A 26,041-nucleotide genomic window follows, 5' to 3' on the forward strand; every position below is an offset into this window, starting at 1 on the left:
TCGGAACGCGGTAGCCGGTACACACTCGTGTCACAGAGGCCCCATTGGTTTACACGCGTCGCGGCCAGACTCTAGAGTGTGTCCCACATCAGAGGGTGAGGGTCACCCTGGCGAAGGGTGATCGATGGCGGAGCTGCCCGACGTGCGGTTTCTGACGGTCGCGGAGGTCGCGGACCTCATGCGCGTCTCGAAGATGACCGTGTACCGGCTCGTGCACGCGGGGGAGCTGCCCGCCGTGCGGTTCGGCCGGAGCTATCGGGTGCCCGAATCCGCCGTCGCCGAGGCCGTGCAGCGTCCGGTCTCCGACGTCGGCTAGACTGGTCCGAGGCCTTTTTCCAACGCCTGCCCGTTCCCGGGAGCCGACATCGGCACCCAGACCCCGACTTAGTGAGGTTTTCCGTGGGTTCTGTCATCAAGAAGCGCCGTAAGCGCATGGCGAAGAAGAAGCACCGCAAGCTGCTTCGCAAGACTCGTCACCAGCGTCGCAACAAGAAGTAAAGCGACCACCACACCGAGCGCCTGTCATCCGACGGGCGCTTCGTGTATCCGGCATCCGATCATTCCGTCCTCTCGAGGAGCACTCATGCAGTCCATCTCGGTCCACGATCTGCACGAGGGACGCGACCGTCCGCTCATCGACGTGCGCGAGGTCGACGAGTTCGCCTCCGGTCACGTGCCCGGCGCGGTGAACCTGCCGATGTCGACGCTCGGCGAGAACCTGGACCAGCTGCCCGACGGCGCGTTCGACGTGATCTGCCAGGCCGGCGGCCGCTCCGCGCGCGTCGTCGAGGCGCTCACGGCGCGCGGCCACGACGCCACGAACGTCGAGGGCGGCACGGGCGAGTGGATCGCCGCGGGGTACGACGTCGAATCCTGACCCGCGCCCGCCCTCCTAGGATGGGGGCGTGACGACCCTCACGCTGATCGCCAAGCCCGACTGTCATCTCTGCGACGTCGCCGAGCAGATCGTCGAGACGGTCGTCGCCGAGCTCCCCGACGACGTCGCGGACCGCGTCGTCGTCGAACGGGCCTCGATCGCCGAGGACGCCGCGCTGTACGAGCAGTGGTGGGAGAAGATCCCGGTCGTCCTCATCGACGGAGAGCTGCACACGCACTGGCGTGTCTCCGCCGACCGTCTGCGGGCCGCGCTCCTCGCGGCCGACCCCGAAGGAGCCTCTGCGTGAGCATCCGTCACATCGTCCTCTGGAAGCTCGCGGCGGATGACGCCGACACCCGTGCCCTACACGCGGAGCAGATCGAGGAGCGCCTGCTGTCGCTCCGCGGCGAGATCGCCGAGATCGAGCACCTCGAGGTGGGGCGCAACGTCGCCTATCCGCAGACCAACTGGGACGTGGTGCTCGTCAGCGAGTTCGCCGACGTGGAGGCGCTCGAGCGCTATCAGGTGCACCCCGCGCACCAGGAGGTGTCGGCGTTCGTCCGCTCTGTCGTCACCGAGCGCGCCGGAATCGACTTCCCGGTCTGAGGCCCGCCCTCAGCTGAGGGGACGCGTCGTCACCGGAACGGGCGCGAGCGCGATCCGGACGTGGGCGTGGTCGTCGAGGCGTGCCTGCGCGCCGTGCTCCACGTGCACGAGGCTGCCGTCGCTCGTGCGTACCCGCGACCGACGTATGTGCCCGAGGAACGTGCTCTCCTCGACGACGCCGTCGACCCCGGGGGCGTCTGGCGCGACGAACACGACGTTCTCCGGACGGATGAGCACCTCGCAGTGCCCGTCGTGCGCGGAGGCCGCGAGTGGCAGGTGCTGTCCCCAGACGTCCACCACGGAGCCCTCCACGATCCCGGGTACGGTGTCGACCGGTCCGAGGACCGCGGCCACCGCCGGTTCGTCGGCGCGCGCGTAGACCTGCTCCGGGGTGCCGTCGGCGGCGACCCGGCCGCGGTGCAGCACGATCACGCGATCGGCGACCGCGATCGCCTCGGCGGTGTCGCGCGTCACCCACACGGTCGTCGTCCGGCGACGACGCAGCTCCCGCACGAGGGCGTCGCGGAGCCGCTCGCGAGCTGACGTGTGCAGCGCGCTCAGCGCGTCGTCCAGGACGAGGGCGCGCGGCTCCGTTGCGAGCACGCGGGCGATCGCGAGACGTTGGCGATCACCGCGGGACAGCCGGCGGACCGGTGCGTCCGGGTCGGGGAGTTCCACGAGCGCGAGAAGCCGGTCGATCTCGGCGCCGACGCGGGGGTTCCCACCGGCCCGAGGCAGGACCACGTCGCGCACCCGACCGAAGCGGGGTGCGGCATCGGTGAAGACCGCGGCCAGCCGGGGGGCGTCGGGCCGGGCACGTCCGTCGATGCGCACCTCGCCGTCGTCGGGCCGCTCGCGTCCGGCGATGATGTTCGCGAGGGTCGTCGCGCCGCAGCCGGACTCCCCGACGATCGCGAGGATCGTGCCGGCTGAGAGGTGGAGATCGACCCCGTCGACCACGCGTTCTCCGCCGCGCACGCGCCCGACACCGTCGAGCCGGATGCTCCAGCCCGCGCCCGAGGAACCGTCCGAGGGGACGGTCAGCGCGGCGCTGTCGACGACCATGCCGAAACGGTAGGCGAGGGGAATGACCTCACCCGGCCCGGGGAGTGAACCCGGGGCGTCGTGTGGGCGAACTCAGGGGGCGAGACGCGTCGGACCGCGGAAGAGGTAGGTGACCTCGCGGATCGACGATTCGCCGAGCAGAAGCATGAGCACGCGCGCGAGACCCATGCCGAAGCCGCCGTGCGGGGGAGCGCCGAAGCGGAAGAAGTCGAGGTAGAAGTCGAGGTGCTCGGGGTCGAGCCCCTTCTCCTTCGCCTGCTCCACGAGAATGTCCACGCGGTGTTCGCGCTGCGCGCCCGTGGTGATCTCGACCCCGTTGAACAGCAGGTCGTACGACTTCGTCAGCCCGGTCTCGGGGTCGCGCATGTGGTAGAACGCGCGGATCTCCGGGTGGTAGTCGGTCACGAAGACGAACTGGTGACCGAACGCCTCGCGCACGTGCGCGGCGATCTGGCGCTCGCCCTCGGGGTCGAGGTCGCCGTCGGTGCGCGGGATGTCGTAGCCGCGGGCCGCGACGATCTCGCGGGCCTCGGCCAGCGGGATGCGCGGGAACGGCAGCGTGGGCACCTGGACCTCGACGCCGAAAAGCTCCTGGATCTCGTCGCCGTGCTTGTCCTTGACCGCCTGGAACGCCGTCTGCAGGAGCTCCTCCTGCATGCGCGCGACGTCTTCGTGCGAGTCGATCCAGCTGATCTCGGCATCCACGGAGGTGAACTCGGTCGCGTGGCGGCTGGTGAAGGAGGGGTCGGCGCGGAACGCGGGTGCGATCTCGAAGATCTTGCCGAAGCCGGCGACCTGCGCCATCTGCTTGAAGAACTGGGGGCTCTGCGCGAGGTACGCGGTCTTGTCCTCGAAGTAGGGGACCTCGAAGAGCTCGGCGTTGGACTCCGACGGGGAGGCCATGAGCTTGGGCGAGTGGATCTCGATGTAGTCCCGCTCGACCCAATACGTGCGCATCGCGTGCTCGAGGGTCGTCTGGACGCGGAAGATGAGGTTGTTGCGGCGCTGACGCAGGTCGAGGAAGCGCCAATCCATGCGCTTGTCCAGACCGCTGTCGGCTGCGATCGGCGTCTCGGGGTTGGCCGCGGCGGCGATCTCGAGCTCGCCGATCTTGATCTCCACGCCGCCGAGCTTGACCCGCTCGTCGTGCTTGAGCTCGCCGCGGACGGTGAGGAACGTGCCGTTGGCCAGGCCGCCGATCGTCTCGGTGAGCGCCAGGGCAGTGGCATCCTGGTCGCCCGCCTCTTCCGACGGGCGCGTGGCCGGGTTGACCAGCTGGACGGCGCCGGTCTCGTCGCGGAGGACGACGAACTGCACCTTCTTCTGGTCGCGGACGGTCTCGACCCACCCCGACACCGAGACGGGGCCGGCGGGAAGGGACTTCAGCTGCTGGACGAGGACGCGTTCGCTCACGAGAAGCCAGTCTACGTGCGGGGCGACGGGCGCCCGCGCCTCAGCGGCCGGAGCCCGCCGTCAGACCCTCCTTGACGTGCCGCTGCGCGGCGAGGATGACGACGAGCGCGGGCACGCTCGCGATGAGGGATGCCGCCATGGTCGCGGCCCACGTGTTCAGGTTCGAGTTCGACAGCGCGAGGATCAGCACCGACATGGGGTACATCTCGTTGCGGTTGACGAGCGTCAGCCCGAACAGCAGGTCGCCCCAACTGAAGAGGAACGCGAAGACGCCCGCGGTGACGATCGCGTTGCGGGAGAGCGGCACGACGATGCGCCACAGCACGCCGAGCGGCCCCAGCCCGTCGACCGTCGCGGCCTCGATGACCTCGGCATCCAGGCGCAGCATGAAGGCCCGCATGACGATCACGGCGAAGGGCACGCCCGCGGTGGAGTTGGCCAGGATCAGTCCGATGAACGTGTTGAGCAGGCCCCAGGAGTTGAACATCGCGTAGAACGACGTCGCCAGGACCACGCTCGGGATCATCTGCGCGAGCAGCAGCAGGATGAGCGCGATGCTCACGGCGCGCGAGCGGAGGCGGCTCAGCGCGTACGCGGCGGGGATCGCGACGAGCAGCGTCACGAGGACCGATCCGAGCGACACGAGCACCGAGACGCGCAGGCCCCCGATCCCGGCGTCGTCCAGCGCCTTCTCGTATCCGCCGAGGCCCGGCGAGGTCGGGAACCACGCGGTGTCGGTGGAGTTCGCGGACGGCTGCAGCGAGGCCGAGATCATCCAGTAGACGGGGAAGAGGTACACCGCGAGCACGACGACGGTGACGACGGTCCACGTCCAGCCGCGACGACGACGGCGTGCGGTCACGGCGGCTGTGGCGGGCTCGGTGGAGACCACGGCGGGGGCGGCGGGCAGGGTCGCGGTCATTCGTCACGCTCCCGGCGCATCGACATCACGGTGTACACGATCGCGAACAGGATGCTGATGCCGAGCAGCAGCATTCCGTACGCACCGCCGAGTCCGAACTGGAACTGCTGGAAGGCCTGCCGGTACGACAGCAGCCCGAGGGTGACGGTGCTGTTGGCGGGACCGCCGGCGGTGAGCACCAGCACGAGGTCGACGATGAGCAGCGTGTAGACGACGCTCATCACGACGAGCACGGAGATCACCGGCCAGATGGTCGGGATCACGATCGAGACGAGGCGGCGCCAGGACCCGGCGCCGTCGAGCTGCGCGGCCTCGAGCTGCTCCGCGGGCACCTGCTTGAGCGCCGCGCCGAGGATCGTCGCCCAGTACGGCAGGCTCGCCCAGACCGCGACGACGATCACGGCGGGCAGGGCGGTCGCGGGGTTGGCGAGCCACGCCTGGACCGGGATGCCGATCGACCCGAGGACGTCGTTGATGGGTCCGTCGCCGGCGAGCAGCGACTTCCAGACCGTTGCGACGACCACGGCGGGAAGCAGCCACGGCAGGAGGATGAGGGTCGGCAGCCACCGGCTGCCGGGGAAGCGGCGCGCGAACAGCAGCGCGAGGAGGAGACCGAGCACGAGTTCCACGACGACCGAGACGATCGTGATCGTGAGGGTGTTCGCCAGAGCCCGGAAGGTCACCGGCTCCGCGAGGACGGCCTCGAAGTTCGCGGTCCCGACGAAGGGGGCGCGGCCGGTGATGAAGGTCCCCGTCGTGAAGTTCGTCGTGCTCATGTACACGCCGTACCCGAGGGGGAAGAGGAAGAAGACGACGAAGAACACGATGGCCGGGGTCAGGAAGCCCCACAGCTCACCGCGCTGACGCGCCGCCAGAGAACGCCGGAACCGGCCGGGGGTGCGAGCCCCCGACCGGCCGGTCGTCGTCAGCGTGTCCGCCGTCACTTGCCGCTGGCCTGCTCCAGCGCGGCCTGGGCCGTCTGACCGCCGACCGTCGCGGCCTGGATGGCGTCGACGTACTGCTGCTGCAGGGTGTTCCACTCGGTGCCGAGCTGCGCGGAGTTGTAGGCGCCGTCGACGGCATCCACGAACGGAGCGGCGGAAGGGACCTTCTGGACGAAGGCGTCCTGCGCCGTCTTCAGCGCGGGGATGTACCCGCCCTGCACGGCGGTGTCGATCTGGTTCTCCTCCGAGGCGCGGCACTTGATCAGGGCGGCCGCGGCCGCCTCCTTCTTGGCATCCGAGTTCGCCGCGGCGCCGTAGACGTAGCCGAGCAGGTTCACCTTCGAAGACTCACCGGCCTTGGCGGTGGGGAAGGGGAACGTGCCCCACTCGAACGGGATCGAGGTGTCGACGAGGTTCCACGGACCCGACACGGTCAGCGCGGCCTTCTGCGAGGTCCACTGGTCGATCGAGTCCCAGCCCCAGTTGACGAACTCGGACGACAGCGAGCCGTTCGCCACGAGGTTCTTGTAGAGGTCGACCGCGGCGACGGATCCGGCACCGGTCGGGTCGGCGGGGTCGCCGCCGGCCGAGAGGAGGAACGGCAGGAAGTAGACCGGGGTCGAGCCGTCACCGGCGATACCCGGGAGGACGATGCCCTTCTGGTCGGCGGTGGTGAGGGAGCCGGCGAGCTTGACGAGGTCGTCGAAGGTCTTCGGTGCGGTCTCGGACACACCGGCGGCGGCGAACGCGGCCTTGTTGTAGAAGATCGCGTAGTCCTCGACCTGCACGGGGAGGCCGTAGAGGGTGTTCTGGTAGGTGCCGAGACCGGCCACGCTGTCGGCGAGGCCGTCGGTCGTGATGTCGTACTGACCGAGGTCGGCGAGCACGCCCTGCGACGCGAGCTGGGGCAGCTGCGTGTCGGTGGAGAGCAGCGCGACGTCGGGGAGCGACTTGGCGCCGGCGGCCTGGAGGAGCTTGGTGGTGTAGTCGCCGGACTGGGTCTCGACGTCCACGGTGATGCCGAGGTCGGCCGCGCACGACTCGAAGTACTGCTTCTGCAGGCCCTGGTAGGGCTCGAAGTCGATGCTGTTCCACACCGTGAGCTTCACGCCGTCGAAGCCGTCGGTCTGTGCCGGGGCCGCCTGGCCGCCCGCGCACGCGGTGAGGGCGAGGGCCGCGGTGAGACCTGCCGCGGGCAGGGCGACGCGACGCAGTCGCTGAGCCGTGGATGCCATGTGTGTGTCCGTTCCCGACGACGCCGGAGGCGTCGGTCGACATGTGCTGGTGGACGCGGGTCGGGGCCGCCCGCGTCACCCTTCACTCTGCGGTCTCGTCGTGACGAACAGGGAACGAACGTGTCACGCGATGTAACACCCGGCCGCGTCGCGGGGGACGAACGGGCAGGGTGAGAGCATGGCATCCCCTTCTCCCGTCCCCTCCGTCCGCCGCGTCCTCGTGGACACCGACACGGGTCTCGACGACGCGCACTCCCTGATGTACCTGCTGGCGCAGCCCGACGTGCGGATCGAAGCGATCACCACGATCTACGGCAACACGCCGGTCGTCGACTCGGCGCGCAACGTCCGGACCGTGCTGAGGCTGGCCGGGCGCGAGGACATCCCGGTGCATCTGGGCGAGGCCGCGCCGATCGAGGGCGAGGCCTCCATCGCCGACTTCGTGCACGGCACCGACGGCCTCGGCGACCGCTTCGAGCGCGCGGAGCTGCGCGTCGAGGAGGAGAGCGCGGTGGATGCCATCGTGCGCATCGCCGCGGAGAACCCCGGGGAGGTCGACCTCCACCCGCTCGGACCGCTCACCAACATCGCACGCGCGCTCGAGCGCGACCCCGACCTGTTCCTGAAGTTCCGTTCGGTCGTCATCATGGGCGGTGCGGGACCCTACCCGGCGCCGGGCGGGGCGACGCTGACGGATGCCAACACCGCGAACGACCGTCGCGCGGCCGAGATCGTGTTCGGGGCGCGCAACGCGGGCAACGTCATCATGGTCGGCGTGAACGTCACGGCCACCGCGATCCTCGACGAACACGTCCTCGCGGTGCTGCGCGGGGTCGGGACGCCCTGGGCGACGTTCGCCGGCGAGGTGCTCGACGCGTACAACGACTTCTACCAGTACAAGTGGGGGCGTCGGATCTCCTCGGCCCACGACGGTCTCGCGACCGTCGTGCTGCACCGGCCGGAGATCGTGACGAGCTGGATCGAAGGGCCGGTCGACTTCACGCCGTACGCGGACTCGCTCGCCACCCGCATCGCCCTCACGCACGACGGTCTGCCGCTCGTGTGGGGCACCCCGGAGGGGCCCACGATCCGCGCGGTCACGGCGTTCGACGGCACCGAGTTCCTGCGCCGGTTCGTCCAGGCGCTCTCGACGGGACCCACTCGACCTCAGCGGTGAGCAGAGCGGGCCGGGTGGTCGTCGCCGAGACGGTCGCGGCGGTCGCTGCGCAGGCGGGAGCGGAACGTGCCGTCCTGCGGGAATCCGCCGTACAGCCCCCGCTCGCGGAGCGCGGGGACCAGGAGCCCCGCGAAGTCTTCCACGGAGCCGGGCGACAGGAACGGGTGCAGCAGGAAGCCGTCGACGCCGGATTCCTCGACGAACTCCCCGATCGCGTCGGCGACGGCGTCCGGGGTGCCGAGAAAGCGGTCGTCCGCGAACGCGGTGACCCGCGAGAACTGGCGGCGGACGTCGCCGGCGGTGAGCACCGGGGCGTCGCTGCGGGTCTCCTTCGTCTGCGTCGCGTTCGTCGCGCGCTTCACGAGCGGTTCGTCGTCGGCGTACAGCGAGAAGTCGATGCCGCCCCAGCCGGCGTACGCGGCGAGCTGCGCCTCCGAGGCGTAGTGGGCCTGGAGGGAGTCGATCTTCTCCTGCACGGCGATCGCGGTCGGGGCCACCACGAGGTTCATGCCGACGACGGCGCGGATCTGAGAGGCATCCCGGCCCAGCTCCTCGGCCCGCCGACGGATGCCGGCCAGCCCCTCGCGCACCGCGACCGGGTCGGAGTCGCCCACGAAGATCAGCTCGGCGTGGCGCGCGGCGAACTCGCGGCCGCGCGGCGACCACCCGGCCTGGATGATGACCGGGGTCCGCTGCGGCGACGGCGTGACCAGGTGCGGACCGGCGACGCGGAAGTGCTCGCCGACGTGATCGATGCGGTGCACCTTCTCGGGATCGGCGAAGACCCCGGATGCCTTGTCCCCGACGAACGCGTCGTCGTCCCAGCTGCGCTCCCACAGCGCGTAGGCGACGTCGAGGAACTCGTCGGCGCGGTCGTAGCGGCTGTCGTGCGCGAGGACGTCGAGGCCGAAGTTCGCCGCGGCACCCGGCAGGTAGGACGTCACGACGTTCCACCCGATGCGACCGGCGGTCAGGTGGTCGAGCGTCGAGAAGCGCCGCGCGTGCGCGAACGGGTGCTCGTACGTCGTCGACACCGTGGTGCCGAACGCGAGGCGGTCGGTGACCGCCGCGAGCGCCGGGATGTGGAGCATCGGGTCGAGCGCGGGGATCTCGACGCCGTGCCGCAGCGCGGTCTCCGCCCCGCCGCGGTACGTGTCGTACAGCCCCAGCACGTCGCCGAAGAAGAACAGGTCCATTCCGGCCTCCTCGACGCGGCGGGCCTGGTCGAGCCAGTACCGCAGGGAGGTCGCGGAGAGCCGGTCGTCGGCGGGGTGCGTCCACAGGCTCGCGGCCGAGGAGCCGTTGCCGACACAAGCCTGCTCGTACAGGCCGAAGAGCAGGGGACGTGGGTCAGACATGGGCGGTGATCCGTTCGTGGGCGGTCGTGGTCGCCCAGCGGACGCGTCCGCCGACGACGGTGAGGGTGGCCTCGGCGGGTCCGGCTTCGACGAGCTCGGCGAGCGCGTCACGCGGCGCATCCGAGGCGACGGGGAAGACGGCGAGGTCGGCGCGGGCTCCGACGCGGAGCGCTCCGGTGTCGGCATCCATCCCGAGCGCGTGCGCGCCGCCGAGGGTCGCGGCGGCGAACAGGCGGGCGTGGAGGTCGTCGTCGGCGTAGCCCTGGGCGCGGGCGATGTCGTGCAGCGCGGTCACGTCGTGCCACGGCGACAGGCTGGGGGAGGAGGACAGCGAGTCGGTTCCGACGGCGATCGCGTTGCCCTCGCGCAGGTAGGCCGCGACCGGTGCCGGGTCGAGGCCGATCACGGCGTTCGACCGCGGGCACAGGGCCACGCTGACGCCGCGCTCGCGCAGCAGCGCCCGGTCATCGGCATCAACGTAAATCCCGTGCGCGAGGTGCGTGGACGGGGTCAGGGCACCGAAGTCGTCGAGGTACCGGATGACGCCCGTGCCGACGCCGCCGTCGCGGAGCAGCGCGAACTCGCCGCGGCCGTTGGCGCGCCAGCGCTCGGCGAGGTCGCCGGTGCCCGAGCGGACGTACGCGTCCTCCCACGCCGACTCGGCCGCGTGGATGTGCTGGCGCACGCCGAGCGTGCGGGCCAGCACGGAGAGGTCGCGGAGGACGGCGGTGTCGAGCGAGTAGATCGCGTGCGGCGAGAGGCCGGTGGCCGGGGGCGTGGGGAGGGCGGCGAGCTGCGCGCGGACCGTGCGCTCGCCGTCGACGTTCCACGCGCGTTCGGTCCAGCCGAGGACCTCCCAGAACGCGATGCCGTGCAGGCCCGCGTCGTGCACCGCGGATCCGGCGGCGGCGTCCGTCACGATCTCGGCGACCGCCGTCGTGCCCGAGCGCAGGGCGAGGGCCGCGCCCGCGGCGGCGGACGTCCCCCAGTCGCGGGGGAGGGGGTACAGCTCCATGAAGGCACTCATCCACGACTCGAAGCCGTCGTGCGCGGCGAGCCCGACGGCGGCCATGTCGCTGTACTGCAGGTGCGTGTGGGCGTTGACGAGGCCGGGCGTGAGCGCGCCGTCCCACTCGTGGATCTCCGCGTCGGGGCCGGCGGCGGTGAGCACCTCGTCGGCGGGGCCGACGGCGACGATACGGCCGCCCGCCACCGCGACCGCACCGTCGGTCAGCGCGGGCGAGCCGGGCGAGAGGACGACCGACGCGCGGTGGACGACGACGGTCACTCCTCGTCCCCGTCGGGGTTCCATGCCGCGAGGAACGCGCGCTGCGCCGCGGAGGGGGTGTCGAGCGTTCCGCCGAAGGACGCGAGGGCGATCGCGGCGACTTCGTCGTCGGCTGCGCGGGGGAGCTCGTGCACGCCCGGCGCGAGGTCGGGCGTCGCGAGGACGTGGGAGACCGAGGCGAGCTGCACGCCGAAGGAGAGGTCCATGATCTCCACGGGGTTGCCCTCGGCCGCGCTCACGTTGAGGCAGTTGCCGTCGTCGAGGACGCGCACCTCCGCTCCGCTCGGCATCCGGAGCACCGAGACGGCGCCCGTGCGCGCGATCTCGACCGCCCCCGCCGCGCGGGCGGCATCCAGGGCGATCTCCTGCCCGACACCGCCGCCCACGGCCACGACCGCTCCGCTGCGGAGCGCGTCGAGGTGGGGGACGTCGATCGTGTGACGGATGCCGGTGGCCGAGATGACGATGTCGGCGTGCCGCACGGCCTCGGCGAGCGTCCGCACCTCGAAGCCGGCGAACGCGGCCTGGAGGGCGGCGACCGGATCGGTCTCGGTCACGACCACGCGCGCCCCCAGGGCGGCCGCGTGCTGCGCGATGCCGGTGCCGACGCGTCCGAACCCGACGACCGCGACGGTCGCCCCGCGGAACGAGCGGTCGGCGACGTCGGCCACCGCGAACACGACCGACTGGCCGGTGCCGTGCATGTTGTCGAACAGCGACTTCGAGCGCGCGTCGTTCGCGGCGACGACCGGGATGCGCAGCGCGCCCTCGGCCTCCATGCGGCGCAGCGGCCGGACCCCGGAGGTCGTCTGCTCGGTCGCGCCGCGCATCCCGTCGACGACCGCGGGACGCTCGAGGTGCGCGAGACGGATGGTGGAGGCGCCGTCGTCGACGATCACGTGGGGCCGGTGGTCGAGGAGGGCCAGGGCGTTCGCGCGGTCCTCGGCGCGGTCGGCGTCGGCACGGGCGTAGACCGGGAGTCCGGCGTGGGCGAGCGCGGCGGCGACGGCGTCGTCGGTGTTGCGGCCGGCGGAGGTGACCGTCACGTCGGCGCCGGCCTCGGCGAGGGCCAGCGCGATCGTCGCCGTCTTCGGCTCGAGCACGTCGGACACGCCGATGCGCACCCCCGCGACCGTGCCGTCGCGGGTCAGGCGAGCCGCGAGCGCGGTCGTCACGGGCATGTGGGCGCGCGCCCACTCGATGCGGTCATGGCCCGCGCGCCACAGCGACGGGTCGGCGATCCGACCGCTCACGGGGTCACCGCCGTGGCGAAGACGGTCTCGTCGGCGGCGATCAGGGTCGTAACGAGCGCGTCGGCGAGGTGCAGCTGCGCCGCGGTGGGGCGTTCGCCCTCGACGGGGAGGGGGGACGGCATCTCCACGAGCGCTCCGTTCGGGGTCGTGCGCACGTGCGGGCGCGGAGACGGGAGGTCGGTGGCATCCACCGGTCGGGGGGAGGCGTCCGCGACGAGGCCGGGCAGGTGCGTCGCCCGGATGCCGTCGTGGCCGACGCCCGTCAGGAGCGTGAGGTGCGCGGTGGAGGGGTCCGCGACGGCCTCGACACGGACGCCGTCGAGCCGCGCGGCGAGCCGCTCGATCGCATCGTCCGTGGCGCGCACGACGGACGCGCCCAGGCGCCGCAGCACCGTCGTGAGCGCCGTCGCGAGCGGGTCGTCGCCGACGATCCGCACGGTGCTGCCGGCGAGGGTGAGGTTCGTGCGGGCCGAGACGGCGAGCACGACCTGCTCGGCGCGGACATGCGCGTACAGGATGCCGAACGCCCGCGACGCGAGCGGGTCGGGGCCGTCGGCGCCGGGGGAGACGTCGAGGCCGCAGGTCTCGCGCACAGCGGCGCGGAGCGCGGACGGGAGGGCGGGCAGCGCACCCCCGTAGGTCAGCACGGAGGGTTCGACCGACCGGGCCGCGAGGAGGCTGCGGGTGATCGGGAATCCACCGTCGAGCCCGACGGGGAGAGCGGGGGTGGAGGACGGCACGGCTCGAACGTACGGCGCGGGGCCGGTGCAGCGCGAATCGATGACGCCGGATCTCTAGGATGGCGCGCGTGACCTATTCCCTCTCCCCGGATTCGTACCGGACGCTGCGGCCCGAACCGGCGGCGCGACCGGCACGACGGGGATGGGACCTGGCTCTCACGATCGTCTTCCTCGTGCTGCTCCCGCTCGCCGCGCTCGCGTGCTCGTACGCGGGGTTCTTCCTCGCGTTCGCGGCGGACGCGTGCGGTTCGGTCAATTGCGACTACGGCGTCATGAACGTGGGCTTCTGGTCCGCGGTGATCGCGCCGTGGGTCGTGCTGCTCGTCGCGGTCGTGGTCGCGATCGTGCGCCTGGTCCGCCACCGCATCACGTTCTGGGTGCCGCTGGTCGGCATCGTGGTCATGGCCGCGACGTGGTTCGTCGCCGCGGCGATCGTGAGCGCCGGGATCTCGGCATCCTGATCCGTTCACAGGTCCCGCGGAGGCGGCGGCTCTAGGCTGCGGGCGGGCGTCCGGACGGGCGGCCGATCACCGAGCGCGAAGGCACCCGATGACCGACAGCACCCTCACCCTCCGCGGCATGCACGCGCTGCGTCCTGCGTCCGCGTACTCGTCCTCCGGCGAGCAGTCCTGGCTCACGTCGCTGTCGGAATGGGCGGTCTCGCTCATGGAGATCATCGGCCCGATCGGCGCCGGCATCGCGATCGCCCTCGAGAACCTCTTCCCGCCGCTGCCCAGCGAGGTCGTGCTGCCGATGGCCGGCCTCACCGCCAGCCGCGGGTCGTTCACGCTGTTCGAGGCACTGCTGTGGACCACGCTCGGCTCCGTCGTGGGCGCGTTCGCTCTCTACGGGCTGGGGCGTTGGCTCGGGGCTGCTCGCCTGCGGGCGATCGCGGCCAAGGTTCCGCTGCTGCACCCCGAGGACGTCGACCGCACCGTCGCGTGGTTCGAGCGCCACGGCGGCAAGGCGGTGTTCTTCGGGCGCATGGTGCCGATCTTCCGCAGCCTCATCTCCATCCCCGCGGGCGTCGCGAAGATGCCGCTGTGGCGCTTCGGTCTGCTGACGGCGGCCGGGAGCCTCATCTGGAACACGATCTTCGTTCTCGCCGGCTACCTGCTCGGCGAGAACTGGCACGTCATCGAGCAGTACGCCGACGTCCTGCAGTACGTCGTCATCGCCGCGGTCGCCGTCGGCGTCGCGTGGTTCCTCTACGCGCGGGTGCGGTCGCTGCTGGCCTCGCGGCGCGACGCCTGAGCGGGGTCCTGGGCGGTCGACGAGCGGTTAGGACGGCGTCGAACCAACGGCATCCCTCGCTCAGCCGGCCCACAAGACCCGCCGCGTAGACTTGACGGGTGCCCGCCGACCGCCTCCATCTCGTGCGCCACGGGGAAGTCCACAACCCGCGTCGCGTGCTCTACGGTCGGCTCCCCGGATTCGGACTGAGCGTCGACGGACGCCGCATGGCCCGCCAGGCTGCGGAGTACGTGCACGGGCTCGAGCGGCCGATCGGTGCGCTCGTCGTCTCGCCGCTGCAGCGCACGCGCGAGTCCGCGCAGCCGTTCGTCGAGCTGTTCGGTATCGAGCCGTTCATCGACGATCGCGTCATCGAGCCGACAAACGTGTTCGAGGGGCGCCGGATGAAGAAGGCCCTGGCCAACCCCCTGAACTGGCGGCATCTGTCGCGTCCCGCCGTACCGAGCTGGGGCGAGCCCTACGACCGGATCGTCGCGCGCATGACCGAGGCCATGGTCGACGCGTGGGAGCGCGTGCCGTCGGGCGACGTCGTCGTCGTCTCGCACCAGCTCCCCATCTGGGTGACGCACCTCGCCCTCTCCCGCCAACCCACCCGCCACGACCCCCGCAAGCGCCGGTGTGCGCTGTCGAGCGTGACGAGCTTCGAGCGGCGAGACGGCGCCGACGGCTCCTCGCGCTGGGTCGAGGTGGCGTACGCCGAGCCGGCCGCCACGGCCGGAGCCGTCGACGTAGGAGCCGTCTGATGCGCCGAATCCTCTCCGCCGCCGCGGCCGCCACCGCCGCGCTCGCCCTCGTGGCGGGTCTGGCTGCGTGCAGCGCCGACCCGCTCGCCGAGCAGTACCGCGCCGGCGACAACAAGGGTTACATCGCCGCGAACGGGTTCCAGACGCAGGAGATCGCCCCCGATCAGCGGGGGGAACCGGTTCAGTTCTCGGGCACCCTCGACAACGGGTCGACCGCCACGAGCGCCGACTACGCCGGCAAGGTGCTCGTCGTGAACTTCTGGTACGCCACGTGCGGCCCGTGCATCGTGGAAGCCCCGCGCCTCGAGCAGGCCTACCAGTCGTTCCAGGGGCAGGACGTCGCCTTCCTCGGCGTCAACACGTACGACCAGCCCGCCACCGCGCTGTCTTTCGCACGCGACAACGACGTGTCCTATTCGAGCCTCATGGCCGTGAGCGACGCCGAGCTCAAGCTCGCGTTCGCCGACAAGACGCCCATCAACGCCACCCCCACGACGCTCGTGCTGGACCGCCAGGGGCGCGTCGCCGCGCGTGTGATCGGCGAGCTGCCCGAGGCATCCATCCTCGAAGCGATGGTGCAGACCGTGGTCGCGGAGAGCGCGTGAACCCGGGAGCTCTCGTCTTCGACGGGGCGCTCTGGCTCGCGCTGCCCGTCGCCCTCGCGGCGGGGTTGATCTCGTTCCTCTCGCCCTGCGTGCTGCCCCTCGTGCCGGGATACCTCGGCTTCATCGGCGGGGCCGTCGCGCCGCGCGGGGGATCGGCATCCCCTCCGGGACGCTCGCGCCTCGTGCTGGGAACGCTGCTGTTCATCGCCGGATTCACGCTCGTCTTCATGGCGGTCAACGTGCTCGGCGGGACCGCCGGGGCGTTCTTCCTCCGCTACGCCGACGTCATCACCCGGATCATGGGCGTCGTCATCATCGTGCTCGGGCTCGTCTTCATCGGGCTCTTCGGCCTCGCGCAGCGGACCGTCCGGTTCCAGGCCCGCGGCGGCCTCGGTCTCGTCGGCGCACCGCTGCTGGGCATCGCGCTCGGCGTGGGCTGGACGCCGTGCATCGGCCCGACGCTCGCCGCGATCCTCTCCGTGTCGTACAACCTCGGCGACCCCGGGCGGGCGGCGCTACTGGGGCTGGCGTACTCCCTGGGGCTCGGCATCCCGTTCCTGCTCCTCGCCATCGGCTTCGGGTGGGCGGCGCGTTCGGTCGCGTTCGTCCGCCGGCACATCCGCGTGGTCAACCTCATCGGCGGTGCGCTGCTCATCGTGCTGGGTCTCCTCATGGTGACCGGGCTGTGGGGCTCGTGGATGTCGAGCCTGCAGGGGGTGATGCAGGGTGTCCAACTCCCGCTCTGACCGAGGGAAATCCGTGGCCGAACCGACCGACGGCGTGCTCCGCCCCTCCGATCACGCCGATTCCGCCGCGCCCTCCGGCGACGACATCACGTCGCCCCGCCTGGGCGTGATCGGGTGGCTCCGGTGGAGCTGGCGGCAGCTCACGAGCATGCGCACCGCGCTCGTGCTGCTCCTGCTGCTCGCGATCGCGGCGGTGCCCGGGTCGATCGTGCCGCAGCGCGGCGCCGACCCGAACGGCGTCACGCAGTACTTCACCGACAACCCCGACCTCGCGCCGGTGCTCGACAAGCTCAGCCTCTTCGACGTGTACTCGTCGCCGTGGTTCTCGGCGATCTACATCCTGCTGTTCATCTCGCTCATCGGCTGTGTCCTCCCGCGCACGAAGCACCACTGGAAGGCGCTGCGCTCGCAGCCTCCGCGCACACCTGCGCGGCTCTCGCGTCTGGACGACCACCGCTCCGTGACGGTGTCGGTTCCCGAGGGGCAGGATGCCGCTTCGGTCGCGGCATCCGCTGTCGAGACCGCCGCGACGCAGCTGCGCAAGAGCGGCTACCGCATCGCCCGGTACGACGGGCGCGGCGCGTTCTCGGTCTCCGCGGAGCGCGGGTACCTGCGCGAGACGGGCAACCTCGTCTTCCACGCGGCGCTGGTCGGCGTGCTGATCGCGGTCGGCGTGGGCGGCGGCTTCACGTACACCGGGCAGCGGGTGCTGGTCGAGGGTCAGGCGTTCACCAACAGCCTGCTCGACTACTCCTCCTTCAACCCCGGCCGGTTCGTGAACACCAACGCCCTCGCGCCCTACTCGATGACGCTCGACCGCTTCGACGTCACCTACGTTCCGCCGGGGCAGCCGGGTTCGGGGCAGGCCGGCGACTTCGCGGCCAACGTCACCACCCTCACGCCCGACGGTCAGCGGCAGGAGGGGCAGGTGCGCGTCAACCACCCGCTCGACGTGCAGGGCGACCGCGTCTACCTCCTCGGCAACGGCTACGCGCCGACCGTGACGATCCGCAACGCCCAGGGCGTGGAGGTGTTCCACGACTCCGTGGCCTTCCTTCCCCAGGATGCCAACATGACCTCGCTCGGCGTGATCAAGGTCGCCGACGGGATGCCGCAGCAGCTGGGCCTCATCGGGTTCTTCTACCCGACGATGGACACGCTCACCTCGGGTGCCCTGACCTCGACCTACGGCGACCTCGAGTACCCCGTGCTCACGCTCCGCGTGTACGCCGGTGACCTCGGCATCGACAACGGAACCCCGCGCTCGGTGTACACGCTCGACCCGACCGGGATGACGCAGATCGCCGGCGGCGACAGCGGCACGCCGGCGCTGCGCCTCATGCCGGGGGAGACGCAGGACCTCCCCAACGGCCTCGGGACGATCACGTTCGAGAACGAGGCCCCGGCGGGCTCCACCGGGTACGCCGGATCGGTCAAGCGCTTCGCGTCGCTGTCGATCCACCGCGACCTCGCGGGTCCCTGGGTGCTCGGCTTCGCCGCGCTCGCGACCCTCGGACTGCTCGCGGCCCTGTTCGTGCCCCGCCGCCGCATGTGGGTGAAGGCCACGCCGGACGGCGACACCGTGCGCGTGGAGTACGCCGGCCTCGCCCGCGGAGAAGACCCCACCCTCGCCTCGGCCGTGGATCAGGTGGTGGAGCGGCACCGCGCTTCCCTGCCGGACCCTGCGCCTTTCCCCGCCGATGACCAGAGCCGCCCCGACACCGGAAAAGTAGACTGACACCATGCCCGGAACCGACCCCCTCCTGCTCGACGAGATCTCCCTCCTCCTCGTGTGGACGGCCGTCGCGATCTACGTGCTCGCCTTCATCGCCTACGCGATCGACCTGGCCCGCCGCTCCGACCTCGCGATCAAGGCCAAGGACGAGGTCGTCGCGCGCGAGCTCGTGACCGCGGGAGGCGGCGGCGTCCTCGTCGCGCCGCCGACGTCCTCGGCATCCGGGACCTCCGCCGCCAAGCCGCGGTACCTGTGGGCCCGCATGGGCACCGCTCTTGTCGCGCTCGGCTTCCTCTTCCACCTCGCCGGCGACGTGCTGCGCGGTGTGGCCGCGGGGCGCGTGCCGTGGTCGAACATGTACGAGTTCGCGCTCACCGGCACGCTGCTAGTCGTCGCGGTGTACCTCGTCGTGCTGACGCGTTTCGACCTGCGGTTCCTCGGTGCGCTCATCACGGGCCTCGCGGTCGTGCTGCTCGGGGGCGCGACGCTTGCGTTCCACGTCGAGGTCGTGCCGCTCGCCGACCCGCTCAAGTCGGTGTGGCTCGTCATCCACGTGTTCGTCGCGTCGCTCGCGACGGCGCTGTTCGCGCTCGCGTTCGGCCTGTCGGTCATGCAGCTGCTGCAGACGCGCCGCGAGCGCAAGCTCGCGATCGCCGCCTCCTCGGATGCCGCGACCCCCCGCCGCAGCTTCCTGCAGACGCTGCCGAACGCCGACGCCCTGGAATCGCTCGCCTACCGCTTCGCGATCGTCGGCTTCATCTTCTGGACCTTCACGCTCATCGCCGGCTCGATCTGGGCCAACGACGCGTGGGGTCGCTTCTGGGGCTTCGACACCAAGGAAGTCTGGACCTTCGTCATCTGGGTCCTCTACGCCGGGTACATCCACGCCCGCGCGACGCGCGGCTGGCGCGGCACCCGTTCGGCCTGGTTGTCGATCATCGGCTTCGCCGCCGTGCTGTTCAACTTCACGATCGTCAACGTCTTCTTCAAGGGCCTCCACGCCTACTCGGGCCTCACGACCTGACGCGGCGCCCCCGGGCTGCCGGGGTGCCGAGTGTCCAAGACGCGCCGCATGGGGTCGGCGGCTGACGTTGAGTGTCCAAGACACGCGGATGTGCCGCGGTGGCATCCGCGTGTCTTGGACACTGAGTCGAGGAGGTTCGTGGCCGCTCTCGCCCCGTGCCGCCAGTGCTCGGGGGTGGGCGGCCGGTGTCGCGTTGCGGCGTTCGCCGTGCGTACGATTTCTGGGGGTTGAGTGTCCAAGACACGCGGATGTGTCGTCATGGCGTCCGCGTGTTGTGGACATTGAACGGATCGGCGAAGGCACAGGAAGGGGCGTGGGAAGTTCACACCCCGGGACGCCAGCCCCGGGAAATCAGCGCGGCGCGAACGGGCGCGACGACGTCACGTTCAGGGTTCCGCAGGTGGTGGTCCAGCACGCGGACGAGGATCCAGCCCGCGTTCGCGATGGCCGGCCAGCGGTCGGCGTCCCGTCGAAACTGCTCCATCGACGCGTGCTGCCGGCCGTCGTACTCGACCGCGACACGGTACCGACGGTAGGCGAGGTCGAGGCGCGCGATGAAGCGTCCGTCGTCGATGAGGTCGCTGTTCAGTTCCGGCTCGGGAAGGCCCGCCCGCTGCAGGATGAGACGCACCTCGGTCTCGCGCGGTGACTCCGCACCGCGACGGGCGAGCTCGAGGGCTGTGGTGAGGTCGGCAGCGCCGCGGCGGCGTAACCGCTTGGCGGCTGCCCGGAGGTCTTCCACGGCTGCGTCGCCGCGCGTCAGGATCGCGTCGGCTGCGGCCACTAGTGCATCACGAGGAACCAGTCCGCCGAGTTGTGCCCAGGTCTCGGCGGCCGCGGGAACCGGGAGCCCCGAACGGAGGGTGAGGTCGGCGGCATCCATGAGTATCCGGTGACCGATGACTCCGGACGTGCGCGGCTCCCGTGCGGGCGGGCTCGCCGAGACGTGCAGGTCATGCGTGGCAGAGGCGGGCAGGGGCAGATCCCAGACGACAGCGGCCGTGGTGTGGCTGAAGAACTGCGGCCCTCGGAGTCGAGGGGCGTACGCGTGGCATCGTTCGAGAAGCGTGCCGAGATCGCGGTCGGAAGACATGCGGATGCCATGAAACGGCGCCGCGAGGTCGCGCGCGAACAGGCGGTTCGAGGAGACGCCGGCTCGACGAGCGCTCGCGACTTCGAAAGCGACCCCGAGGCTTGAAGGGAGAGGTGAGCGGCGCACCGCCTCAGGGAACCGCAACGAGGTCACGCGGCGCGGGACTCGATCGCCGTTCCGTGGAGAATCTCGCCGCTCTCGCACCAGGGGAGGAGGGGTCGTTCGCGCCACCCCGGGCTTCGGCTCCGTCGTTCGCTGTCCAAGACACGCGGATCCTGCGTGCGCACGTCCGCGTGCCTTGGACACTCAACCGGGGGGAATGCGCCGCGACGCCCCGGCGTGTGAGCTACGCGGGCTGAGCGGCGGCCTTCAGTGACGCCGTCCGGCGGCGCACCACGACCAGCGCCGTCGCGATCAGCGCGATCACGGCCCACACCGCCAGCGCCACGATCCCAGCGCCGACGCCGCCCGACGAGGCAAGGGCGCCGAGCATCGCGGAGTACGCCGGCGACGTCGGCAACAAGGCGGAGAGCCCCGCGAGGAACGGCGGCACGGTCGACACGATGTTCGCCGCCACCGCGAGGGCCCCGACGATCGCGGCGATCCAGCGCCCCACTCCGCCGAACACGGCGACCAGCGCCTGGTTCACCGCGGCGAAGGCGACGCCGGCGGCGATGCAGACGAGCGCGAACAGTGCCCAGTCGCCCCAGTCGTAGCGGGATGCCACCTGCACGACGCCCGCGACCAGGAGCCCCTGCGCGGCACCGATGATCGCCGCGGGCGCGAAGCCGCGCAGGGCGACCAGCCCCGACGCGCGGCGGCTCGTCAGCGAGCGGGCCGACACCGCCTGGAACACCACGAACGAGGCGAGGCCACCGAACCACAGCACGGCCATCGCGAGCAGCGGGACCGCGGCGATGCCGAACAGCGAGTCGCTCACGCCGGTGGTCGACACCGGGTCGGCGACGACGTCGGCGAGGCTCTTCGCCTGATCGTCGGTGTACGACGGGATCTGCTGCACGGCGGTGTCGAGACCGTCCGCGAGCGAGGAGGTCCCGGATGCCACCTTCTGCACGCCATCGGCCAACTGCCCGGCCCCGTCCTCGGACTGGGACACCCCGGATGCCACCTGCGCGGCGCCCGAGCTGAGCCCCGCGGCGCCCGCGTCGAGCTTCTGCGCGCCGTCGGCGAGCTGGCTCGCGCCGCCGCCGAGGCCGTCGATTCCGCCGGCGATCGTGGTGAGTCCGGTCTGGGACTCACGCAGCCCACCGGCGAGGGCCTTTCCTCCGTCGGCGAGCTTCTGATTCGTGGCGGCGAGCGCCGCGACCCCGGCGGGCAGCTGCGCGGCCTGCCCCGCGAGGCGGCCCGCTTCGGTGACGGCTTCCTGTGTCCGGCCCAAACCCGCGTTCGCCGCGTCGGCGGCGTTCCGTAGGTCGACGCATCGCTGCGCATCCGTCGGCGTGCAGGAATTCGCTGCCGAGGTCAGTGCGGCGGCTGCTGCGGCGAGATCCGCGTTGATCTGCGGCGTGGAGTCCGCGAGCTTCTGTGCCGTGGGTGCGAACCAGTCGGGGATCGCGGAGGAGATGGCCCCGATCTGCTTCGCCAGGGCCGCGTTCCCCTGGGCGATCTCGTCGGTCTTTTCGGCGATGGTGCCGATACCCGACGCCGCCGTCCGCGTCCCTCCCGCCAGCGCCGTCGCGCCCCCGGCGAGCTGCGACGCCCCGTCCGCGAGCGGACCCACGCCGGCCGCGAGCTGCTGCGTTCCGGTCGCGAGCTGCGACGCCCCGTCGGAGAGCTGCCCCAGGCCGTCCTTCAGGCCCGTGGCGCCGTTCGCGGCCTGGCCGGCGCCGTCGGCGAGCTGGTGTGCGCCGGTGGCGGCGTCGCCGAGGTTCTTGCTCAGGTCCGTGAACCCGAGGAACACGTTCGTCAGGTACTGCGACGACAGCGCGCTCCCGAACACGGAGGAGGCGGTGGATGCCAGTTGCGCGGTGATCGCGCCGTCGACGACGCGCGCATCGGGCGCGGTCTCCACGCCGATCGTGGCGCGCTCGGGGGTCTCGCCGGGGCGGGTGGAGAGTGCCGCCGACGTGAAGTTCTCCGGGATCGTGACGACCGCGGTGTACGTGCCGTCCTTGAGGCCGGCCGCTGCGTCCTCGTCGTTCGAGATGACCCAGTCGATGTTGCTCGGCTGGTCGTCCGCGCCCTTGACCAGCCCCCCGGTCAGCTGACGTCCGAGCGGAACGGTCTGCCCGTTGAGCTGCACCGGCTTGTCGTCGTTCACGATCGCGGCGGTGATGTTGTCGAGCCGGTCGGTGGGGTTGTAGAGCGCGCCGACCAGGATGCCGCCGATCACGGCGGGCAGCAGGAGCACGCCGATGAGCGTCAGCCAGGTCACGGGGCGGCGCGAGCGGGAGCGCTCGACGGGGACGGTCATGCGAACACCTCGGAAAGGTCGGTGGAGGACTCGGGGGTCGGGCGATGCCGGTGCGGCGAGGGCAGCGCGAGAGACGTCACGTCGGGACGGTGGGCGTCGGCGAGGAGCGCGAGCGCGCGGCGCTCGTCGCGCGCCGACACCACGAGGGTGAACGGGTTCTCCTCGCCCGCGTCGCTCGCGGCCCGCCGGAGTGCGTGGGCGACGTCGGCGCGTGCGTCGGCGTCGAGCCGGTCGACGTCGCACAGGACGGCCAGGCGCGCGCGGCCCGACACGGCACGCCCCACCTCGTTTCCGGCGGCCTCGAGATCGTCGAGGAGCGCCAGCCCGACGCGGGCACGCACCGCCCCGGCCCGCTCGGGGAGCAGGAGCCCGTCGACGCGCAGTCGCCCCTCGACCGCGGAGAGGCGGCCGGCGAGCGCCAGCAGCAGGGGGCGGGTGACGCGCGTCTCACCGGTGACGAGCAGCGTCCCGCCGTAACCGAGGCGCAGGTGGACGTCGGCGAACGCCGGTTCCTCGTCGTCGGACGCCGTGCCGGCGCGCAGGTCGTCCGCAGCGATCGCGATCGCGGTTTCGGTCGGCCAGTCGCGCAGGCCGATCTCGCGCTCGACGGCCTCGCCCTCGACGTCCAGCTTGGGCAGCAGACGGTCGAGCCAGCGTGGCATCCACCAGGCCTTCGCCCCCAGGAGCGCGAGAACCGCGGGAACCAGGGTCATGCGCACGAGGAACGCGTCGACGGCGACGCCGACGGCGAGGCCCAGCGCGATCGGCTTGAGGCTCGAGTCGCCCTCGGGCACGAACGCGACGAACACCGAGAACATGATGACCGCGGCCGCGACGACCACGCGCGCGGAGCCCATGAAACCGCTGCGCACGGCGCCGAGCGCCACTTCGCGGGGCGTGCGCCCCTCGCGAGAGGCATGCACATAGTCCTCGCGCATGCGCGAGACGAGGAACACCTGGTAGTCCATCGCGAGGCCGAACAGCACGCCCATCACGACGATCGGCATGAAGCTGATGATCGGGCCGACCTTCGCCACGTGCAGCGCGTCGGCGAACCATCCCCACTCGAACACCGCGGCGACGACGCCGAAGGACGACGCGACCGACAGCAGATAGCCGGCGGCGGCCGTCAGGGGAACCCAGATCGAGCGGAACACGATCATGAGGAGGATCAGCGAGAGGCCGACGACGAAGATGCCGAAGGGCACGAGCGAGGCCCCGAGTTGGTCGGAGATGTCGATCGTGACGGCGGTGTATCCGGTCACGAGGAGGCGCACGCCGAATTGGTCGTACAGACGGTCCTCGGCGCCACGGAGGGCGCGCACGAGATCGGCGGTCTTCGGGTCTTCCGGACCCGTCTCGGGCACGATCTGCACGATGCCGGTGTCGGCGGTCTCGTTGGGGGTCGCCAGCGCGATCTTGGAGACGCCCGGGATCTTCGCGACCTCGTCGCCGATGTCGTTCATGAGCTTCACGGGGTCGTTCGACGTGACGATCGTCCCGGTCATGATGAGCGGGCCGTTCGCGCCGGGCCCGAAGTACTCGTCGGTCAGCTCGTACGCCTCGCGCGCCTCGTTGCCGGGCTGCAGCTGCCCGGCGGTGGGGAGAGTGAGGGCGAGGCTCCCGGCGGGGATCGCCGCGACACCCAGGAGCACCACGACCGACACCGACGTGACGACCGGATGCCGCGTGACCAGGCCCACCCAGCGGGCAGCGGGGCCGTGCGACCGCTTCTCGGCGGTCACGGCCTTCTTCCGGCGCCAGCCGACGACACGGCCCTTCGCGAAGCCGAGGAACGCCGGCGTGAGCGTCAGCCCGATGCACACGGCGATCGCGACGGCGACGGAGGCGGCGACACCCATGGTTGTCAGGAACGGGATGCCGGCGAACCCGAGGCCGATGAGGGCGATGAGCACCGTGATGCCGGCGAACACCACGGCGGATCCGGCCGTGCCGGTGGCGCGGGCGGCGGACTCCTCAGGGTCCATGCCGCCGCGCACTTGGTCTTGATGTCGGGACACGATGAACAGCGCGTAGTCGATGCCGACCGCGAGCCCGAGCATGACCGCCAGCAGGGGCGTCGTCGAGGACACGGTCGCGAACCCGGTGGCGATGAAGATCAACGCCACGGAGAGGGCGACGCCGAGGAGGGCGGTGGCCAGCGGCATCCCGGCCACGAGGAACGAGCGGAACGTCAGCATCAGCACGAGGGCGGCGATCACGACGCCGAGGGCCTCTGTCAGGCTCGCGCCGGGGATCTCGGTCGCGAAGAGCTGACCGCCGAGCACCGCCTGCGACCCCGACGGGAGGGCGGAGGCGAGAGTCGTCGTGGCTTCCCGCAGACCGTCCTCGGTGGCGGTCGGCACGTCTGTGGCCTCGCCGGAGAACTGGATGCGGATGATCGCGGCACGGTTGTCATCGGACACGCCGCCGGAGATGCGCTCGTCGAAGGGGTTCGTGACGGCCTCGACGAAGTCGAGCTTCTCGATGTCGGAGATCGAGGTGCCGATGGCATCCTGATACTTCTGGTCGCGCACGCTCGTGCCGTCGGCCGAGACGACGACGATGTCGGCGCCCGCGCCGCTCACCTGGGGGAAGGTGCGGGACAGCATCTCGAGGCCGGCCTGCGACTCGGTGCCGGGGATCGCGAAGGTGTTGTCGGTGCCCTTCGCGAAGAGGGCCACGCCGCCACCGGCGAGGACGAGAATCAGGACCCAGGCGAACAGCACGCGCCACGGGTGGCGGAACGACCAGCGACCGAGGGTGTACAGGAAAGTGGACACGGTGGCTGCTCCCGAGGTCGGCGGCTTGGTCGATACAGCACCGTATCGGATACAACAATGTATCGTAGTTCGCGGAGGGGGCCACCAACCTGAGTCTCGTCCGTGAACCGAAGGAGCGCGGCATGACCGACACGGCACCGGCGCCGTCGCGGCGACGCGAGAACACCCGCTCCCGGTTGATGGATGCCGCGGCCCAGCTGTTCGCTGAGGAGGGCATCGACGCCTCGTCGGTCGAGGCCATCTGCGAGCGTGCGGGATTCACCCGCGGGGCGTTCTACTCGAACTTCGGCTCCAAGGAGGAGCTGTTCCTCGCGCTGTGCGAGCGCTCCGCGGAAACGACCATCCACGCGGTCCGCGAACGCATCGCCTCCATCGAGAAGAGCGATCTGGATGCCGGCAGCGAAATGCGCACGCTCGTCCAGGAAGTGCTGGAGGTGGCCGGACACGATCGCCTCGACGTCCTGCTGGGCGCGGAGATCCGCGTGCAGGCGCTGCGCAACGCCGACTTCGCCGAGGCCTACCTTGCGCTGGACCGGGGGCTGTCCGAGAACGTGTCGCGGCTCATCAGCGACGTCGCCGAAGCCCGCGGTCTCGAGTTGCGCGTGCCGCTCGCCGAGGCGACGGAGCTGCTGCTCTCGACGTGGATCTCGGCGGCCGAGCGCGCGCTCATCACGCGTCGTGACCCCGGGGTCGTGCGTGACGAGCTCGCCGAACGCCTCTCGCACATCATCGCCCTGATCCTCTGA

General features: G+C 71.3%; 26 protein-coding genes. 14 read left to right on the forward strand and 12 right to left on the reverse strand.

Annotated features, from left to right (window positions below):
- Positions 1 to 124 precede the first annotated feature (124 nt).
- The 5 genes from AVW09_RS00280 to AVW09_RS00295 all read left to right on the forward strand — a co-directional run bounded on the left by AVW09_RS00280 (position 125) and on the right by AVW09_RS00295 (position 1,483).
- A complete protein-coding gene (locus tag AVW09_RS00280) occupies positions 125 to 316 on the forward strand; it encodes a helix-turn-helix domain-containing protein (RefSeq protein WP_022877899.1) in 192 nt (63 codons plus the stop codon).
- A gap of 83 nt (positions 317 to 399) precedes the next feature.
- A complete protein-coding gene (locus AVW09_RS17065; protein ID WP_003792170.1) occupies positions 400 to 498 on the forward strand; it encodes a 30S ribosomal protein bS22 in 99 nt (32 codons plus the stop codon).
- 85 nt (positions 499 to 583) lie between these two features.
- Complete coding sequence (locus AVW09_RS00285; RefSeq protein WP_063255990.1) at positions 584 to 877, forward strand: rhodanese-like domain-containing protein; 294 nt, start codon at positions 584 to 586, stop codon at positions 875 to 877.
- Between the two features lie 28 nt (positions 878 to 905).
- On the forward strand, positions 906 to 1,184 hold the full coding sequence (locus AVW09_RS00290; RefSeq protein WP_063255992.1) for a glutaredoxin family protein: 279 nt from the start codon (positions 906 to 908) through the stop codon (positions 1,182 to 1,184).
- Positions 1,181 to 1,483, forward strand: a complete 303-nt coding sequence (locus AVW09_RS00295) for a Dabb family protein (protein WP_063255995.1) — start codon at positions 1,181 to 1,183, stop codon at positions 1,481 to 1,483. Before AVW09_RS00290 ends, AVW09_RS00295 begins: the two co-directional genes overlap by 4 nt.
- A gap of 9 nt (positions 1,484 to 1,492) precedes the next feature.
- On the opposite strand, the gene AVW09_RS00300 is transcribed toward AVW09_RS00295, so the two are convergent.
- From AVW09_RS00300 to AVW09_RS00320, 5 genes are all read right to left on the reverse strand, one after another.
- Complete coding sequence (locus tag AVW09_RS00300) at positions 1,493 to 2,548, reverse strand: ABC transporter ATP-binding protein (RefSeq protein ID WP_063255997.1); 1,056 nt, start codon at positions 2,546 to 2,548, stop codon at positions 1,493 to 1,495.
- Between the two features lie 72 nt (positions 2,549 to 2,620).
- Positions 2,621 to 3,961, reverse strand: coding sequence for an aspartate--tRNA(Asn) ligase (aspS, locus tag AVW09_RS00305; protein ID WP_063255999.1), 1,341 nt, complete (start codon positions 3,959 to 3,961; stop codon positions 2,621 to 2,623).
- A gap of 40 nt (positions 3,962 to 4,001) precedes the next feature.
- Positions 4,002 to 4,883 carry a carbohydrate ABC transporter permease gene (locus AVW09_RS00310; protein WP_082822725.1) on the reverse strand — a complete coding sequence of 294 codons (882 nt, stop codon included), beginning with the start codon at positions 4,881 to 4,883 and terminating at the stop codon, positions 4,002 to 4,004.
- Positions 4,880 to 5,827: a carbohydrate ABC transporter permease gene (locus tag AVW09_RS00315; protein ID WP_063256002.1), complete on the reverse strand. Its 948-nt coding sequence runs from the start codon at positions 5,825 to 5,827 to the stop codon at positions 4,880 to 4,882. Before AVW09_RS00315 ends, AVW09_RS00310 begins: the two co-directional genes overlap by 4 nt.
- Positions 5,824 to 7,062: a sugar ABC transporter substrate-binding protein gene (locus AVW09_RS00320; RefSeq protein ID WP_063256004.1), complete on the reverse strand. Its 1,239-nt coding sequence runs from the start codon at positions 7,060 to 7,062 to the stop codon at positions 5,824 to 5,826. The genes AVW09_RS00315 and AVW09_RS00320 overlap by 4 nt, the downstream gene beginning before the upstream one ends.
- 178 nt (positions 7,063 to 7,240) lie before the next feature.
- On the opposite strand from AVW09_RS00320, the gene AVW09_RS00325 reads away from it, so the two are divergent.
- Positions 7,241 to 8,239: a nucleoside hydrolase gene (locus tag AVW09_RS00325; protein WP_063256006.1), complete on the forward strand. Its 999-nt coding sequence runs from the start codon at positions 7,241 to 7,243 to the stop codon at positions 8,237 to 8,239.
- On the opposite strand, the gene AVW09_RS00330 is transcribed toward AVW09_RS00325, so the two are convergent.
- Genes AVW09_RS00330 through AVW09_RS17815 form a run of 4 tightly spaced genes read right to left on the reverse strand, consistent with a single transcriptional unit; the run spans position 8,230 to position 12,878 of the window.
- Positions 8,230 to 9,597, reverse strand: a complete 1,368-nt coding sequence (locus AVW09_RS00330; RefSeq protein WP_063256009.1) for an NtaA/DmoA family FMN-dependent monooxygenase — start codon at positions 9,595 to 9,597, stop codon at positions 8,230 to 8,232. The genes AVW09_RS00325 and AVW09_RS00330 overlap by 10 nt on opposite strands.
- Entirely contained in the window at positions 9,590 to 10,885 is a 1,296-nt protein-coding gene (locus AVW09_RS00335; RefSeq protein ID WP_156495890.1) for an amidohydrolase family protein, read from the reverse strand. The genes AVW09_RS00330 and AVW09_RS00335 overlap by 8 nt, the downstream gene beginning before the upstream one ends.
- Entirely contained in the window at positions 10,882 to 12,138 is a 1,257-nt protein-coding gene (locus AVW09_RS17810; RefSeq protein WP_063256015.1) for an adenosylhomocysteinase, read from the reverse strand. The genes AVW09_RS00335 and AVW09_RS17810 overlap by 4 nt, the downstream gene beginning before the upstream one ends.
- Positions 12,135 to 12,878 (reverse strand): hypothetical protein, encoded by a 744-nt coding sequence (locus AVW09_RS17815; protein ID WP_063256018.1) that lies wholly within the window; start codon positions 12,876 to 12,878, stop codon positions 12,135 to 12,137. The genes AVW09_RS17810 and AVW09_RS17815 overlap by 4 nt, the downstream gene beginning before the upstream one ends.
- Positions 12,879 to 12,946: 68 nt before the next feature.
- On the opposite strand from AVW09_RS17815, the gene AVW09_RS00350 reads away from it, so the two are divergent.
- The 7 genes from AVW09_RS00350 to ccsB all read left to right on the forward strand — a co-directional run bounded on the left by AVW09_RS00350 (position 12,947) and on the right by ccsB (position 18,985).
- Positions 12,947 to 13,339, forward strand: a complete 393-nt coding sequence (locus AVW09_RS00350) for a hypothetical protein (protein ID WP_156495892.1) — start codon at positions 12,947 to 12,949, stop codon at positions 13,337 to 13,339.
- Positions 13,340 to 13,427: 88 nt separating this feature from the next.
- Positions 13,428 to 14,132 carry a DedA family protein gene (locus AVW09_RS00355; protein WP_082822726.1) on the forward strand — a complete coding sequence of 235 codons (705 nt, stop codon included), beginning with the start codon at positions 13,428 to 13,430 and terminating at the stop codon, positions 14,130 to 14,132.
- Between the two features lie 98 nt (positions 14,133 to 14,230).
- A complete protein-coding gene (locus AVW09_RS00360) occupies positions 14,231 to 14,875 on the forward strand; it encodes a histidine phosphatase family protein (RefSeq protein WP_063256023.1) in 645 nt (214 codons plus the stop codon).
- Positions 14,875 to 15,480: a TlpA family protein disulfide reductase gene (locus tag AVW09_RS00365; RefSeq protein WP_082822727.1), complete on the forward strand. Its 606-nt coding sequence runs from the start codon at positions 14,875 to 14,877 to the stop codon at positions 15,478 to 15,480. The genes AVW09_RS00360 and AVW09_RS00365 overlap by 1 nt, the downstream gene beginning before the upstream one ends.
- Positions 15,477 to 16,226, forward strand: coding sequence for a cytochrome c biogenesis CcdA family protein (locus AVW09_RS00370; RefSeq protein WP_063256025.1), 750 nt, complete (start codon positions 15,477 to 15,479; stop codon positions 16,224 to 16,226). The genes AVW09_RS00365 and AVW09_RS00370 overlap by 4 nt, the downstream gene beginning before the upstream one ends.
- Before the next feature lie 13 nt (positions 16,227 to 16,239).
- The gene (gene resB, locus AVW09_RS00375; protein WP_156495893.1) at positions 16,240 to 17,964 is read left to right on the forward strand and encodes a cytochrome c biogenesis protein ResB; all 1,725 of its coding nucleotides are present in this window, start codon (positions 16,240 to 16,242) and stop codon (positions 17,962 to 17,964) included.
- Between the two features lie 4 nt (positions 17,965 to 17,968).
- Positions 17,969 to 18,985, forward strand: a complete 1,017-nt coding sequence (gene ccsB / locus AVW09_RS00380; protein WP_063256030.1) for a c-type cytochrome biogenesis protein CcsB — start codon at positions 17,969 to 17,971, stop codon at positions 18,983 to 18,985.
- Positions 18,986 to 19,307: 322 nt separating this feature from the next.
- Here the strand turns inward: ccsB and AVW09_RS00385 are convergent, their stop codons facing one another.
- From AVW09_RS00385 to AVW09_RS00395, 3 genes are all read right to left on the reverse strand, one after another.
- Entirely contained in the window at positions 19,308 to 20,078 is a 771-nt protein-coding gene (locus AVW09_RS00385) for an endonuclease domain-containing protein (protein WP_156495894.1), read from the reverse strand.
- Positions 20,079 to 20,424: 346 nt separating this feature from the next.
- Positions 20,425 to 22,512, reverse strand: coding sequence for a YhgE/Pip domain-containing protein (locus AVW09_RS00390; protein WP_063256035.1), 2,088 nt, complete (start codon positions 22,510 to 22,512; stop codon positions 20,425 to 20,427).
- Positions 22,509 to 25,295: an MMPL family transporter gene (locus tag AVW09_RS00395; protein ID WP_063256038.1), complete on the reverse strand. Its 2,787-nt coding sequence runs from the start codon at positions 25,293 to 25,295 to the stop codon at positions 22,509 to 22,511. Before AVW09_RS00395 ends, AVW09_RS00390 begins: the two co-directional genes overlap by 4 nt.
- A 122-nt stretch (positions 25,296 to 25,417) precedes the next feature.
- Here AVW09_RS00395 and AVW09_RS17820 point away from each other — a divergent pair, with 122 nt between their 5' ends.
- Positions 25,418 to 26,041, forward strand: a complete 624-nt coding sequence (locus AVW09_RS17820) for a TetR/AcrR family transcriptional regulator (RefSeq protein ID WP_063256041.1) — start codon at positions 25,418 to 25,420, stop codon at positions 26,039 to 26,041.

Source organism: Microbacterium sp. T32, from assembly GCF_001619615.1.
GTDB lineage: Bacteria > Actinomycetota > Actinomycetes > Actinomycetales > Microbacteriaceae > Microbacterium.